The organism is Pseudomonas sp. B392_1p, assembly GCF_052245235.1.
GTDB lineage: Bacteria > Pseudomonadota > Gammaproteobacteria > Pseudomonadales > Pseudomonadaceae > Serpens > Serpens gallinarum.
In genome coordinates this window covers 321,533-336,120 of the sequence record NZ_JBQPXM010000001.1, presented here as the reverse complement: position 1 = coordinate 336,120, position 14,588 = coordinate 321,533, and the positions used below count along the sequence as shown (strand labels likewise).

The following is a 14,588-nucleotide window of genomic DNA, read 5'->3' as shown; positions in this document are numbered from 1 at the left end:
ACGGCAGCATCGCTTCCCTGTCGACCTACGCCCGGCGCACCGTGGCCAGTAGCCCGGCGGCCGCGATAAACAAGGCACCGAAGCTGCGATTGAGGATGCGCTGCTGGCGCGGCGAGCGCAGCAGGCGCAGCACCTTGGCCGCCAGCCCGGTGTAACCGGCCATCACCACCAGGTCGACGGTGATCATGGTCGCAGCCATGGCCAGGTACTGCACCAGCTGTGGCTGGCGGGGGTCGAGAAACTGCGGCAGCACGGCCAGGATGAAAACAATCGCTTTGGGGTTGCTGGCATTCACCAGAAAGCCACGCAGTACCAAGCTCAACGGCCGCCCCAACGGACGCGCCGTCGTGCCGCTGGCATAGTCGCTGGGTGGAGCTTGCCACTGCTTCCAGCCCAGGTACACCAAGTAGGCCACACCAAACCACTTGATCAGGCCGAACGCCAACTCCGAGGTCGCCAACACTGCGCCCAGCCCGGCGGCCACGATGCCGATCTGCGCCGCCAATGCCAGCTGCAATCCCAGGGCATTCCAGTAACCGCGCCAAAACCCGTAGTGCAGACCGCTGGACATCGAGGCGATGGCCCCGGCCCCGGGCGACAGGCTGATCACCCAGCAGGCGATAAAGAAAGCGAACCAGGTGTCCAGGCTCATGAGCGGCTCCGGTAGAGAATGAAGGCTCGAAGTTTACGCCTGCATAACGCAGCGCGGCCAAGATTTCGACCCGCCAATCCGGTGATCCGGATCATCAGGTGACGCCTTGGCCGCGAGGAGCTGGACAGGTGTGGGGCAGCGCCCCGCACCACTCAGTCCGGCAGGTTTTTACCCAGTTTGATCGGGTCCTTGAGCTTGCGTCTCATCGCCTTGCGCATGCGGATATTCAACGCCTCGACGCCCAGCGAGAAGGCCATGGCGAAGTACACGTAGCCCTTGGGCACATGCACACCGAAGGCTTCGGCGATCAACAGCGTGCCGACCACAATCAGGAACGACAGGGCGAGAATCTTCAGCGAGGGATGCTTCTCGATGAAGTCGCTGATGGTGCCGGCGGCAAGCATCATCACCAGCACGGCGATGACGATGGCGGCGACCATCACGGGTACGTGTTCCACCATGCCCACCGCGGTGATTACCGAGTCCAGGGAGAAGATGATGTCGATCACCGCGATCTGCAGGATCACGCTCATGAAGCCAGCCTTGGCCGCGCCGCCGGGTGAGGCGTCATCCTCGACTTCACCCTCGACGCTGTGCCAGATCTCCAGGGTGCTCTTGAACAACAGGAACAGGCCGCCGAAGAACAGGATCAGGTCGCGCCCGGAAACGCCCATCTCGAACACGGTGAACAGATCGGAAGTCAGGCGCATGACCCAGGCAATCGACAGCAGCAGCAGGATGCGCGTACCCATGGCCAGGGCCAGGCCGAAGAAACGCCCCTTGGCCTGCTGCTCTTTGGGCAGGCGGGCGACCAATATTGAAATAAAGATGATGTTGTCGATGCCGAGGACGATTTCCAGGGCAGTCAGGGTTAAAAAGGCGACCCAGATTTCCGGGTTGGTAAGCCATTCCATACGATCAAATCTCGTTCTTGCTGAGTGGGGGAAGTTCGGTACCGCGCCAGCGACGCATCACTTTCTGGAAAAAAAGTGTGTTGGGGATCTGCACCAGGGCGCCGTCACTCTCTTCGGAAAGGTCTTCCAGAGTGGTATAGAGCATGTTGATCGACACAACACGGCCTTTGACCCCCGGCTTGTCGGCGGCGTCCAGCAGCTCCAGGCGATCGCCCAGGCGGAAAGGGCCAACCGTGAAGATCAGCAGCGCACAAAATAGGTTGGAGAGCACGCTCCAGGCGGCGAAGAACGCGACCGCAGCCACCGCCGCGAAGCCGGTAATTGCGGTCCACAGCACGGTGGCGGAAACGCCCAGACGCTCCAGCACCATGAGAATGGCGCTGCCCATGATCAGCCAGGTGAGTACGCCACGCAGCGGGATCAGCACTTCCATGGGCAAGCGATAGCGCTCGCCAATGCGCCAGATGAAACGGCGCAACATGCGTTGCACCAGCCAGGCCAGAAACAGAATCAGCAAAATTTGCAGGCCAGGGACCAGAATGCCAAACCATTCCTGTGCCCACAGCGGCAACCACTCTTTCATTCGACGTTCTCCAATTCTTGCTGCAACTTCTCAAGCAGTTCGAGCTTTTCCAGCCAGTGTTCTTCCAATTGCGCTTCGCGCCCCTTGAGCGTTGTCTGCTCGGCAAGCAGTTGCTTGAGCTCATCCTTGCGCGAGCCGTCGTACAGACCACCATCACCCAGGCGGGTTTCCAGCGCAGCGAGCTTTTCCTGCACCTCACCCAGCTGCTTCTCGAGCTTCTCGACTTCGCGCTTGTGCGGGGCCAGTTGCTGGCGCAGCGCGGCAGCGGCCTGGCGCTGGGCGCGCTTGTCGGTCTTGTCGCCGGTTGAAGGCGCCGCAGCGGGCGCCTGCCGCAGGCGGTACTCGATTAGCCAGCGCGCATAGTCGTCCAGGTCGCCATCGAAGGCCTGCACGCGGCCATCGGCAACCAGCAGAAACTCATCGGTGGTGCTCTTGAGCAGGTGTCGGTCGTGGGACACCACCAGCACGGCGCCCTCGAATTCCTGCAAGGCCAGGGTCAGCGCCAGGCGCATGTCCAGGTCAAGGTGGTTGGTCGGCTCGTCGAGCAGCAGCAGGTTCGGCTTGCCCCAGGCAATCAAGGCCAAAGCCAGACGCGCCTTTTCGCCACCGGAGAAATTCAGCACGGGCTCATCGCAGCGGTTACCGCGAAAATCGAAGCCACCGAGGAAATCACGCAACACCTGTTCGCGCTCGCCCTCGGCGATGCGCTGCAGGTGCAGCAACGGGCTGGCCTTGGGATCGAGGGCATCCAGCTGGTGCTGAGCGAAATACCCTATGGCCAGATTCTCCCCGCGCTGCAGACGACCGCCCAAGGCCTGAAGCTCGTCGGCCAGCGTCTTGACCAACGTCGACTTGCCAGCGCCGTTGGGGCCCAGCAGGCCGATCCGGCTGCCGGGCACCAGCTGCAGCTTGACCTTGTCGAGTACCGTCTTGTCACCGTAGCCGAGGCGGCCTTCGGCCAGATCCAGCAACGGACTGGACACTTTATTGGCTTCGCGAAAACGAAAGCTGAACGGCGAATCGATATGCGCCGCCGCCAGCACTTCGAGTTTTTCCAGTGCCTTGATGCGGCTTTGCGCCTGGCGGGCCTTGCTGGCCTTGGCCTTGAAGCGGCGGATGAAGTCTTCCATGTGCGCGCGCTGCGCCTGCTGCTTTTCGTACGCCTGTTGTTGCTGGGCCAGGCGTTCGGCGCGGGCGCGCTCGAAGGCCGAGTAGCCGCCGCGATACAGCGTCAGCGTCTGCTGGTCGAGGTGGGCGATGTGATCGACCACCGCATCGAGAAAGTCGCGGTCGTGGGAAATGAGCAACAGCGTGCCGGGGTAGCTTTTCAACCAGCCTTCCAGCCAAAGGATCGCATCGAGATCCAGGTGGTTGGTCGGCTCATCCAGCAGCAGCAGGTCGGACGGGCACATCAGGGCCTGGGCCAGGTTCAGGCGCATCCGCCAACCCCCTGAGAAGTCACCCACTGCGCGGCCCATCTGTTCGTTGGCAAAGCCCAACCCGGCCAGCAGCTTGCGCGCGCGGGCATCGGCACTGTAGCCATCGGCGTTGTCCAGCTCGGTGTGCAAACGCCCCAGCGCACTGCCGTCGTGGGCCGCCTCGGCGCGGGTCAGTTCGGCCTGGATACGGCGCAGGTTGGCATCGCCGTCGAGTACGTACTCCACCGCCGGCCGCTCCAGGGTATCGACTTCCTGGCGCATGTGGGCGATGCGCCAGTCGGCGGGTAACTGGCATTCGCCGGCGTCCGGGCTGAGCTCGCCGCGCAACAGCGCGAACAGGCTGGATTTGCCCGCGCCGTTGGCACCGATCAGCCCGGCTTTCTGCCCGGGATGCAGGGTCAACTCAGCCCCTTCGAGCAGGCGCTGCGGGCCACGTTGCAAGGTGAGGTTCTGGAGTCGGATCATCGGCGGGCGTCACACTCTATCGACATCGTTGGGGCAAGCGGCGATATAGTCCGTGCGGGATCTGGGCGGGCTGTGAAGGCATCGCCTGCCTGTTGCCGATCACCGGCTTCTCGGCTGCATCGCACGCGCTTGTCGGTGGCTTGTATGCGGCCGCGCAGTCTATCAGTTTCATTAAAAAGCAGCGCAAGGAGCTTGAATTGACCGACCTGTGGGATTTCGCGCTACGCCTTTACGCGCAGCCTGACGTAGAGCCCGCATGTCTGCGCTTGCAGGCCGGCGGTGCGGATGTCTGTCTGCTGCTTTGCGCCGCCTGGCTGGACCGGCGCGGAGTAGCCTGCGATGCGGCACGCGTGCAGCAGCTACGCAAGCAGGCGGAGCCCTGGCAGCGTACAGTGACCACTCAGTTGCGCCAACTGCGCCAAGAATGGAAATCTGCCGCCCAGGGCGATGCACAACTGACCGAGTTGCGTGAGCAGCTCAAGCGCCTGGAATTGCAAGCCGAGCAGGTGGTGTTGCAGCGTCTGGGAGCGATCGCGAGGGCCTGGCCGTCAATAGCAGGCGAGACGGATATGGTTTGGCTACGCGCCATTGCGGGCGAGACGGCCGACCCAGCAGCGTTGGCGAGCTTGCATCAGGCCGCAGCGTCCCTAGCGCGCGCACCCCATGACCGACTCCCTTAGGAGTCAGTCCGATGGCGGCTTTTATGCGTCGGAAACAGGTGCTGCCGAAGCCGTTGCTGCCTTGCGCGCAACCGGCTTGCGAGACGCGGTGGGCTTGGCGGCGGGCTTGCGCGCAGTGGCGGGTTTGGCGGGAGTGGTACTTTTCACAATTGCAGGCGTGGCGGCAGCGGCGATGCTCTCTGCCTTGCTGGTCGCACCGGCCGGTTTGCGCGCCACCGCGGTACGCGAGCGCGGCGCAGCAGCGGTGGTCTGGCGCGTCGCGGCAGCTTCGCGCTTGGCCAGCGCCTGGGTGGCAGCTTCTTTCACCTTGCCGATGCCCTGGGCGAGTTTGAGGCTTTCCTCGGCATCGGCTTGCAGTTGCGCGATGTAGGCACGGGTTTCGTTTTGCCGCTGCTGGAGGGAATCGAACAGCTCCTCCAGTTCCTCGATGCGTTTATGCGTCCTGGCCTGTGCCTTGGCCTTGCCGTTGGCAGCAGCGTCTTCCAGTTTCAGTCGCGCGTCGTGCAGTTTTTCCTGCGCCTTGCCACGTTGCTTTTCCAACTTGGCAAGCAATTTTTCAGCATCAATCTGCGCCTGGGCACAGGCCGCTTCCAAATGTTCGAGCAAGCTGCTCGAGAGTTGTTGCAACAGGTGCAGCGGGGTGTGGACAGTATTCTTCTTGCGGGCGGCCATGCTGCGCTCCTGCTTAGGCGTTGGCTTATGTTAGGCGAACCATTTTCAAGGTGAAATTGCTGCAGGTGAGGTCGCGGGTATGACGAGCACGCCCGCAACCTGATAAAAGCCGACCTGTCAGTTGCTAAGCTGCTCAGCCGCTTGGCGATGGGCGTTGTGCAACACCTCGATCATGCAGTCTTCCAGTTCGAACCGCTCGTGCAGCAACTGCCCAAGATGCTGCAGCTCATGAGCCAACGCAGGGTCTTCGGCGCAGCGACCTTTCGGGCAGCGGTCATTGAAGGCCACCGCCTGTTCCGTGATAGCTTCAATGCGGGGATAAATCTGCTTGGCCAGGTCCAGGCCACGTTGGTCGTTGAAATCACTGGCCTGACGCAGCAATTGCTCGTAGACCTCAAAATGTCCGGTGGATACGTAGTCGAGCAGGTGTTGGCAAAAGGTTTGTAGATCCTTGGGGCGACGCTGCGCATCGTCTTCTTGCGCATGCAGGCTATCAAATACCTTGATCAGCTCATGGCGAGCTTGCAGCCAGCGATCAATCAGTTGGTGAACTCCACCCCAGCGCTCCTGGGCGTTTCGGCAGCTTTCTAACATGATGACCTCGCTTCCTTTGGTCTGTGACTTCGCGCCGCGCTCACACGACGAAATGATTCGCCGCGCCAAGCGCATTACTCAAGAGGCAGACAACGGATAAAGCACTTCCGCCGACGTCTTGACGCCAATGTAGGCTTTCGTCGCGCGGCGTTTCAACCGGCAGGCGGAGAAATCTTCATACATGCGTTTGAGAGCGAGGGCTCGAAAAACCCTGCCCTTTGACGATAAAGACAGGATTTGGGAGGCGTGCGGGCCAGTCAGGTGCGGCGAAGAAGTTGGTACAGGGCGAACAGCAGCATGCCGATGAAGGCCAGCAGGCTCCACTCCGGAATGCTCATGCCGAACAGGGTCCAACTGATCTTGGCGCAGTCGGCAGTGCCGTGCAGGAGTAGACGCAAGGTTTCCTGGAACGGTAGGGCTTCGAGCATGTAATCCAGGCTGGGCAAGCACGCCGGCAGCTCATCGGCCGGTATACCCTGCAGCCAGATCTGCCGCCCGGCAATGGCGGCACCGCCGGCGGCGCTCAGCAATGCCAGTGCAGCGTAGATACGTCGCCCCAGTCGAGCCGGACCATGCACGGCGGCCAGCAGGCAGACCAGACCGAAGGCGATGACGGCAATACGCTGCACAACGCACAGCGGACAGGGCTCGAGCCCGACCACATGCTCCAGATACAGCGCGCCGCCCATGATCAACAGGCTGGCGACGAAGGCGAGAAGGAACATTAAACGCGGACTGGCCTGGGACATGGAGGCACCGGAAAACTGGAAAGGCGCTACGGTAGTAGAAAGCGCCAAGGTGTTTCAAGGCGTATTGCCACTTCATGCTGCTAAATGCCGCGCAACGAGCACAGGGCTCAGCGCGGCGCGGGCAAGGGCGTGCGCGAATTAAACAAGCCCAGTCCTTCTTGAAACAGCTGGTTGCTGCGCTCGGTCTCGCCCAGGCGGTTCAGCAGGCGGGCCAGTTCGGCGCAGGTTTGCGGATCGCGGGAAAAGCCCAGACTGGCCTCGTAGTAATCCCGCGCCTTGCCCCACAATTGATGATGCAAGCTCATGCGGGCCAAGGCGCGCAACAGGACGGGGTCCTCGGCATGCTCGCTCAACCAGGCTTCGGCGCTCTGCAATTGGCGACCCGTATCGCTGCCACGTAGCTGCCCATACAGCTCCACCAGGCGCGGCTCGTAGTGTTTCTTCAACGCAGCGCGCAGCGTTTCCTCAGCCTGAGCCTCTGCGCCCGCCTGGCGCAACTGCTCGGTATAAATCAGCAACAACTCGGGATCATTACGGTGCGCCTGACCCATCTGCTGCCAAGTGTTATGCAGCGGTTGCAGCGTGTCGCCCTGTTCATGCCCATGCAGGCTTGCGTCAAGCAGGGCCGCGCGCCAGGCCTGACGCTCGATATCGCGCAGCTCGCTGTCCGCCAGCACCTTCTGCTTGCGCAGCTCGGGCAACAGGCCGACCACGGCCGCGCTATCGCCGCGCTGACGTTGCAGATCAAGCAAACGGCGCAAGACTTCCGGGTGATGGGGGTGACGCTCAAGCATGGCGCTCAAGGTGTCGTGGGCACCCTGCAGGTTGCCACGCGCCTGCTGCAGCTCCGCGTGGGTCAGAGCCACCGCCAGTTCGGCGCGCGGCTGACGGGTCAGGGCACGTTCGAGCAGGTTGTCGCTGCTTTCATAGTCCCCCAGCTGGTTGGCCGCACGGGCCGCGCCCAAGTAATACATCAATGGCTGCGGGTCCTGCTCGGCGGCCAGGCGCAAATGCTTGAGCGCCGGGCTCCAGCGACCCTCGGCGAGCTCCAGCAACCCTTGCTCGCTGGCCTTGCGGCCGCGCCGACTGCGGTGCCGACGCGACCAGGGATTGGCCAGCGCACTGGAAACACCCAGCACGCGTAACAGCACCCGAAGCAGATAAAACGCCAACCAGAGCACCAGCAACGCGGCCAGAAAGACCCACAGGCTGGACTCGTAGCGAAAGCCTTCATAGGCGATCAGCACATAGCCGCTGCCCCGGGCGATGCCCAACCCGACCACGCTGGCCGCCACCACCAGCAACGCAATCAGCAGTACGCCACGGATCATGGCGCAGCCTCCTGCTCCGCCTCGCCATTACGCGGGGTCTGACGTTGCTGCACATAGGCCTGCAGACTGAGCAGTGCCGGCCGCAACTCTGGCGTTTCTACTTCTACCGCCTGTTCGGCCAAGGCCGCGATCCGCTGGCGCAGACTCTGCACCGCCGGGTTGTCGACATCGAAATAGTTTTTCAGTACATCATCTGCCTGCCCCAGCGCGCTGCTATAGACCGGTGCTCGAGCATTCAGCGCGCCCCACTGCGCCTGTTCCAGGGCCAGCGCCAGTGCCAGGCGCACCTGAGACAAGCTTTGGCCGGCGAGCAACGGGCGAATGTTCTGGTCGGCATTCACATCGATGCGCACGAATTTCGAAAGAGTGTGCCACCAGCGTTGCCAGGCAGGCTGCGTCGTTTCTGCGGATGCGATTGGCGCGTCATCAGGCCGAAACTCGGGAGCCAGACGCGTCAAACGTTCGGCCTGCTCGCGCAAAGCTGCCAGCTGCAGGAACAGGCCGTTGCGGTCCGGTTGCGGCAATGCACGCAACGCCTCCAGCGCCTTGATCAGCTCACCACGCGCCGCGAAGGCCAGCGGATCGTCCTGGGCGCGCAGGATATCGTCGGCTCCCTGCACCAGCGCCGTGGCGCTGGCCACATCCTGCAGTGCCGAAAGGCGCAGCATGGCCAGGCGCAGCAGGTGTTCGGCTTCGGCCAGGCGCCAATCTTCGCGGCTGGCACCCAGCAGCTGGTTCAGGCTACTGGCCAGCTGCTGCTGATCGCCCTGCACACTCATCAGCAGCTGACGCTGCTCATCCAGTTGCGCAACGCTGGGCAATTCGCCCAGCCGCGCCTGCAAGCGCTGCTCGGCTTGGGTGAGGCGTTGTTCGCTGGTTTCCTGACTGCGCTGCCACTGCGCTTGCAGTTGTTGCCAATCGGCCTGCTGGCGGTCTTGCTGCTGGTTTTGCTGATGCAGCTGCCAGGCACTCCAGCCGCCTGCACCGGCGGCCAACAGGGCGATCAGCAGGGCCAGACCGGCCAGGCCTGTGCCTGTGCGGCGATCGCTTGGCGTTGGCGAGGGCGCGACAGTAGCGTCGGTAGCCGGCAGGGAAGGGCTTTGCGCGTCAGTTTCGCTCACGTATCCATCCTTTGCTTCAAGGGGCGGGCTGCTGCAGCGCCGCCAGCAAGGCCGGGGCGCTGGCGCCACGGCAATCCACAACAGTCCGGGCACCGGCCTCACGGGCGATGTCGGCCACCCGCGGGCTGGGCACGAACAAGGGTAGACGAGCCAGTTCCGGCCAGTCATCATTGGCCAGTTGCAGCAGGTGCTCGAAGCCTTGCCCGCTACTGACCACCAAGCCGTTGAGTGCTTCGTCCAGCACCCGCTGGCGTAACGTGCCGGGCGGGTATACAGGGAGTTGCCGGCGGTACAGTGGCAAAAAATCCACCTCGACGCCTTGGTTGCGCAACCGCTCGGCAAAGAAATCTCGGCCACCGTCGCCGCGCAGAATCAACACCTTGGGCTTGGGGACGGCAAGGGCCGAGGCCAGTTGCGGGAGTGCCAGCAGAGCCTCGCTGTCATCACCCATTTCCGGCCAGGCGACCGGCAGGCCGTAGTCGGCAAGAATGCCGCCGGTAGCAGCGCCGACGCTGAACCAGTGCTGGTTGATCGGCGGCTGTGGCCAATACTGATCAATACGCTCCAACCCCAGGCGCGCTGCAGGCTTGCTGACCGCCACCACCGCACAATAGCGGTCCAGGTTGAGCAACAGACTGCGCTGTTCGGGCGTTTCTTGCAGCGGCTCGATTTCCAGCAGCGGCAGGCTGCTGCTGAAAATCCCCTGCACCGCGAGCGTCGCGGCGAGGGCTGCGCATTCCTCGGCGGGCCGGGTCAGCAGCAAACGCCATTCATTCACGGATGGCCGGCCTCGCCATAGACCGCCTGGAGAATCTCTGCGGCGCCCTGTTCCAGCAGCGCCTCGGCGACCCGTACTCCGAGAGTTTCTGCTTCGCTGACGTCGGCACGGCCTTCGGCGCGCAGCAGGCGACCGCCGTCCGGTTGGCCGACCAGGCCGCGCAGCCACAGCTGGTCGCCTTCCAGTTCGGCGTAGCAGGCGATAGGCACCTGGCAGCCACCGTTAAGGTGTTTATTCAATGCCCGCTCGGCAGTGACGCGCCATGCAGTCGGCTGGTCATGCAGCACGGTCAGCAGCTGGTGGATTTCCGCGTCGTTGGTGCGGCACTCGATACCCACCGCGCCCTGACCGCCGGCCGGCAGGCTGTCGAGAACCTCGATGCGTGCGGCGATACGTGATTCGAAACCCAGACGGATCAGCCCGGCGGCGGCCAGAATGATCGCGTCGTAATCGCCGGCATCCAACTTGGCCAGGCGAGTATTGACGTTGCCGCGCAGGAAGTGGATGTTCAGATCCGGACGGCGCGCCAGCAATTGCGCCTGGCGGCGCAGGCTGGAGGTGCCGACCACACTGCCGGCCGGCAGCGCATCGAGATTGGCGTAGGTATTGGAAACGAAGGCGTCACGCGGATCTTCGCGCTCGCAGATGCAGTACAGGCCCAGCCCCTCGGGGAAGTCCATGGGCACGTCCTTCATCGAATGCACCGCGATGTCGGCCTCGTTCTCCAGCAGGGCGGTTTCCAGTTCCTTGACGAACAGGCCCTTGCCGCCGATTTTGGCCAACGGCGCATCGAGTAATTTGTCGCCACGGCTGACCATGGGCACCAGGCTGACCTTCAGGTTCGGATGGGCCGCTTCCAGGCGCGCCTTGACGTATTCGGCCTGCCACAGGGCCAGGGCACTCTTGCGGGTGGCAATGCGGATTTCGCGAGACATGGGTAATTCCAGAGTTGAACTGGCGGCGATGATAACAGGCTCGGGCCGCCAGCTGGATTGCCGGGGATCAAGCGGCGCCGCCGTCCTGCGTAACGGACGTTGCGCACTTGCTTGGGGGGCTGCCCTCCGACGGCTCCGCGCCTTATCAATACAGCGTATTGAGGTTAAGCCGCCCGACTCGCTGGCAGCTTACAGCGGCTGGGTAACAGGCCGTTAGTACAACCTGCTACAGCACCTGCATCAACTTGCGCACCCCGGCCACGTGCCGGCGGCTAACGGTCAGTGCCTCACCATCCAACCCACGTAGATACAGCTGGAAGTGCCCCAGAGGGGTACGCTGCAACCGTTCAATGCGCTCGCGTGCCACCAAGGCATTGCGGTGAATACGCACGAAGCGATCGCCAAACTCCTCTTCCAAAGCCTTCAACGGCTCATCGAGCAACACCTCACCGCCTTCATGGCGCAAGGTCACATATTTGTGATCAGCGATGAAATACACCACCTGTTCCAGAGGGATCAACTCAATACCTCGGCGGGTGCGTGCGCTGATATGGCTGCGGGGCTCAGCGTTCGGGCCGCCGCTCGGACGTGTCAGAGCGGCCAATTGCACCCGGTTGGGGCGCTGGGCCTTTTGCAACGCATCGGCCAGCGCCTCCAGACGCACCGGCTTGACCACATAACCCACCGCGCTGACTTGAAAGGCATCCACGGCGAATTCGTCATGGGCCGTGCAGAAGATCACGGCCGGGGGTGACTCCCGCTCACACAGCCTGGCCGCTACCTGCAGGCCATCCAGGCCAGGCATGCGGATATCGAGCAGGACTACGTCCGGCTTCAGGCTGTCGATCAGGGTCAAAGCTTCCTCGCCATTGCTGGCGGAAGGTTCCAGGGCCCGGTAGCCGTCCAGTTCACCAATCAGGCGGCTGAGGCGTTCGCGGGCCAGGGGTTCATCATCGACAATCAAGACATTCATTTTGCTCTGGCTTCCTGCGTGAGTCTCAACAAGGATAGCGTAGACAGGTGACATGCCGTCCGTTACGACGTTCCACGCTCAGACTGGCATCGGAGCCAAAAAGTGCCGTTAGTCGAGCGCTTATGTTGCCTAACGCCTGTTGCGTACCCCGTGTCGCGGGCGCTATGCCGTCCTGACAGGGATTGCCGACCCGCAATTCAAACCACCCCTCGTCATAGCGTGCGTCGATCTCCACCAGCCCGCCTTCGACCCGAGGCGCCACCCCATGGATCAAGGCATTTTCCAGCAGCGGCTGCAGCGTCAGATGGGGAATCATTACCTGGGCAGGCACCCCGTCCACATTCCATTCCACCTGCAAGCGGTTCCCGAAGCGGTAGTGCTCAATGGCCAGGTAACGTCGCGCCAATCCAAGCTCGTCCTTCCAGGTCACCAATGCACCGGGCTTGGCCAGGCTGGCACGAAACAAATCGGCCAAATCAAGTACGGCCTGTTCGGCCTTGAACGGATCGCTGACCACAAGGCTGGCAATGCTGTTCAGGCTGTTGAACAGGAAGTGCGGGCGTATGCGCGCCTGCAGCGATTCGATACGTGCCTGCAGCTCCGCCTGCTGCTGTCGGCGCCATTGGCTTTGCAGGTAAAAGTAGCGTAGCAGCAGTGCCGACATGATCAGGCTGATCAAGGCGTGGCGCAGGTACAGACGCGCTTCCGGGCTGGGTGGCCCGCCCAGCTCGAAATACTCGGTGACCCAAGTACAGCCCAGGGTCAGCACCACCACGATCAGACAGCACAACGGCCCCGCCACGGCCGGGCGCAAACGGGCCAGCCAGGGGCGCAGGCGACACAGCACGGCGGCGGACAGCAGCACGCACCACTGCACGAACAGCGAAGTCAGCGCCAGGCGCACCCAGTCGAAGCCGTGCAGCATCGGTTCGGCCAGTACCAACACCAGCACCAGCAGCTCAGCCAGCAGCACCAGGGAGAGCAGCGCCTCGGGCTCGCAGAGCTCAGGCACGAAGAAATCGTCCAGGGGCGCACGCGGCGCACCGTTCAGCCATTTAATTTGCATGGCTACAGTTTCCGCTCTGCCAGGTACGTCAGCAGCGATCTGGCGCACCGAACACAGTCGCCGTCCTAAGGAAGCGTGATGCGCTCGACAGCGTTGCACGGCAGCGGCGACAGGCCCGACCCTGCTATCATTCGCGCACCTTTTTGTCGGCATGCCGGCCGCCCCGAGCGTCCCGCCTGCCTGTTGCGCACCAGCAGAGAGCATTCCCATGAGTGTCGAGAAAACCAACCAGTCCTGGGGCGGCCGCTTCAGCGAGCCCGTCGACGCCTTCGTCGCCCGTTTCACCGCCTCCGTCGACTTCGACAAGCGCCTCTACCGCCATGACATCATGGGCTCGATCGCCCATGCGACCATGCTCGAGCAGGCGGGCGTACTGAATACCGAGGAGCGCGACGCGATCATCGCCGGGCTCAAGGATATCCAGGCGGAAATCGAAGCCGGCCAATTCGACTGGCGCGTCGACCTGGAAGACGTGCACATGAACATCGAAGCGCGCCTGACCGACCGCATCGGCATCACCGGCAAGAAGCTGCACACCGGACGTAGCCGTAACGACCAGGTAGCTACCGATATCCGCCTGTGGCTGCGTGACGAGATCGACATCATTCTCGGCGAGATCACCCGCCTGCAGCAGGGGCTGCTGGGCCTGGCCGAGGCCGAGGCCGAGACTGTGATGCCCGGTTTCACCCACCTGCAAACCGCCCAGCCGGTCACCTTTGGCCACCATCTACTGGCCTGGTTCGAAATGCTCAGCCGCGACTACGAGCGTCTAGTGGATTGCCGCAAGCGCACCAACCGCATGCCGCTGGGCTCGGCTGCCCTGGCCGGGACCACCTACCCGATCCAGCGCGAAATCACCTGCCAGTTGCTGGGTTTCGAAGCCATTTCCGGCAACTCGCTGGACGGCGTGTCGGACCGCGACTTCGCTATCGAATTCTGCGCCGCCGCCTCGCTGGCCATGATGCACCTGTCGCGCTTCTCCGAAGAGCTGGTGCTGTGGACCTCCGCCCAGTTCCGCTTTATCGACCTGCCCGACCGCTTCTGCACCGGCTCTTCGATCATGCCGCAGAAGAAAAACCCCGACGTGCCCGAACTGGTGCGTGGCAAGTCCGGCCGCGTGTTCGGTGCCCTGATCGGCCTGCTGACCTTGATGAAAGGCCAGCCGCTGGCCTACAACAAGGACAACCAGGAAGACAAGGAACCGCTGTTCGACGCCGCCGACACCCTGCGCGACAGCCTGCGCGCTTTTGCCGACATGGTGCCGGCCATCAAGCCCAAGCGCGAGATCATGCGCGAGGCGGCGCTGCGTGGTTTCTCCACCGCCACCGACCTGGCCGACTACCTGGTACGCAAGGGCCTGCCGTTCCGCGACTGCCACGAGATCGTCGGCCATGCGGTGAAATACGGCGTCGACACCGGCAAGGATCTGGCCGAGATGCGCCTCGACGAACTGCGCCAGTTCAGCGAGCAGATCACCGATGACGTGTTCGCCGTACTGACCCTGGAAGGCTCGGTGAATGCCCGTGACCACATCGGCGGCACCGCGCCGGCGCAGGTGCGCGCGGCGGTGCAGCGCGGCAAGGAACTGCTCGCAGGCCGTTGAAAGATGTGGGCGAGGCAGGCACCAGTCTGCCCG

Annotated in this window: 14 protein-coding genes and 1 pseudogene; 2 read left to right on the top strand and 13 right to left on the bottom strand. The window is 63.1% G+C overall.

Translation table 11 applies throughout. The features are described from left to right. Positions 1-25 precede the first annotated feature (25 nt). The 4 genes from ACTV8E_RS01595 to ACTV8E_RS01580 all read right to left on the bottom strand — a co-directional run bounded on the left by ACTV8E_RS01595 (position 26) and on the right by ACTV8E_RS01580 (position 4,053). Positions 26-652: a LysE family transporter gene (locus ACTV8E_RS01595; protein ID WP_273538250.1), complete on the bottom strand. Its 627-nt coding sequence runs from the start codon at positions 650-652 to the stop codon at positions 26-28. Between the two features lie 152 nt (positions 653-804). Further along, on the bottom strand, positions 805-1,566 hold the full coding sequence (locus tag ACTV8E_RS01590) for a TerC family protein (protein ID WP_443198250.1): 762 nt from the start codon (positions 1,564-1,566) through the stop codon (positions 805-807). 4 nt (positions 1,567-1,570) lie between these two features. Then, positions 1,571-2,149, bottom strand: coding sequence for a mechanosensitive ion channel family protein (locus ACTV8E_RS01585; RefSeq protein WP_251835681.1), 579 nt, complete (start codon positions 2,147-2,149; stop codon positions 1,571-1,573). Next, entirely contained in the window at positions 2,146-4,053 is a 1,908-nt protein-coding gene (locus tag ACTV8E_RS01580) for an ATP-binding cassette domain-containing protein (protein WP_443198249.1), read from the bottom strand. The genes ACTV8E_RS01585 and ACTV8E_RS01580 overlap by 4 nt, the downstream gene beginning before the upstream one ends. A 197-nt stretch (positions 4,054-4,250) precedes the next feature. On the opposite strand from ACTV8E_RS01580, the gene ACTV8E_RS01575 reads away from it, so the two are divergent. Further along, entirely contained in the window at positions 4,251-4,733 is a 483-nt protein-coding gene (locus ACTV8E_RS01575) for a TIGR02444 family protein (RefSeq protein ID WP_443198248.1), read from the top strand. A 21-nt stretch (positions 4,734-4,754) separates the two neighbouring features. On the opposite strand, the gene ACTV8E_RS01570 is transcribed toward ACTV8E_RS01575, so the two are convergent. From ACTV8E_RS01570 to ACTV8E_RS01530, 9 genes and pseudogenes are all read right to left on the bottom strand, one after another. Further along, a complete protein-coding gene (locus ACTV8E_RS01570; RefSeq protein ID WP_443198247.1) occupies positions 4,755-5,405 on the bottom strand; it encodes an AlgP family protein in 651 nt (216 codons plus the stop codon). 117 nt (positions 5,406-5,522) lie between these two features. Then, positions 5,523-5,999, bottom strand: a complete 477-nt coding sequence (gene rsd, locus ACTV8E_RS01565) for a sigma D regulator (RefSeq protein WP_273538255.1) — start codon at positions 5,997-5,999, stop codon at positions 5,523-5,525. A 257-nt stretch (positions 6,000-6,256) separates the two neighbouring features. Further along, the gene (locus tag ACTV8E_RS01560; RefSeq protein WP_251835677.1) at positions 6,257-6,748 is read right to left on the bottom strand and encodes a disulfide bond formation protein B; all 492 of its coding nucleotides are present in this window, start codon (positions 6,746-6,748) and stop codon (positions 6,257-6,259) included. Positions 6,749-6,855: 107 nt separating this feature from the next. Then, on the bottom strand, positions 6,856-8,079 hold the full coding sequence (locus tag ACTV8E_RS01555) for a heme biosynthesis HemY N-terminal domain-containing protein (RefSeq protein WP_251835676.1): 1,224 nt from the start codon (positions 8,077-8,079) through the stop codon (positions 6,856-6,858). Beyond that, positions 8,076-9,200 carry a uroporphyrinogen-III C-methyltransferase gene (locus ACTV8E_RS01550; RefSeq protein WP_443198246.1) on the bottom strand — a complete coding sequence of 375 codons (1,125 nt, stop codon included), beginning with the start codon at positions 9,198-9,200 and terminating at the stop codon, positions 8,076-8,078. Before ACTV8E_RS01550 ends, ACTV8E_RS01555 begins: the two co-directional genes overlap by 4 nt. A gap of 16 nt (positions 9,201-9,216) precedes the next feature. Then, complete coding sequence (locus ACTV8E_RS01545; RefSeq protein WP_443198245.1) at positions 9,217-9,978, bottom strand: uroporphyrinogen-III synthase; 762 nt, start codon at positions 9,976-9,978, stop codon at positions 9,217-9,219. Next, on the bottom strand, positions 9,975-10,913 hold the full coding sequence (hemC, locus tag ACTV8E_RS01540; protein WP_273538260.1) for a hydroxymethylbilane synthase: 939 nt from the start codon (positions 10,911-10,913) through the stop codon (positions 9,975-9,977). Before hemC ends, ACTV8E_RS01545 begins: the two co-directional genes overlap by 4 nt. A 226-nt stretch (positions 10,914-11,139) precedes the next feature. After that, positions 11,140-11,886, bottom strand: coding sequence for a LytR/AlgR family response regulator transcription factor (locus ACTV8E_RS01535; RefSeq protein ID WP_251835672.1), 747 nt, complete (start codon positions 11,884-11,886; stop codon positions 11,140-11,142). Next, positions 11,883-12,952 (bottom strand): annotated as a pseudogene (locus tag ACTV8E_RS01530) (sensor histidine kinase). The gene ACTV8E_RS01535 and the pseudogene ACTV8E_RS01530 overlap by 4 nt, the downstream one beginning before the upstream one ends. A 208-nt stretch (positions 12,953-13,160) precedes the next feature. Here ACTV8E_RS01530 and argH point away from each other — a divergent pair. After that, the gene (gene argH / locus ACTV8E_RS01525) at positions 13,161-14,555 is read left to right on the top strand and encodes an argininosuccinate lyase (protein WP_443198244.1); all 1,395 of its coding nucleotides are present in this window, start codon (positions 13,161-13,163) and stop codon (positions 14,553-14,555) included. Positions 14,556-14,588: the final 33 nt, after the last annotated feature.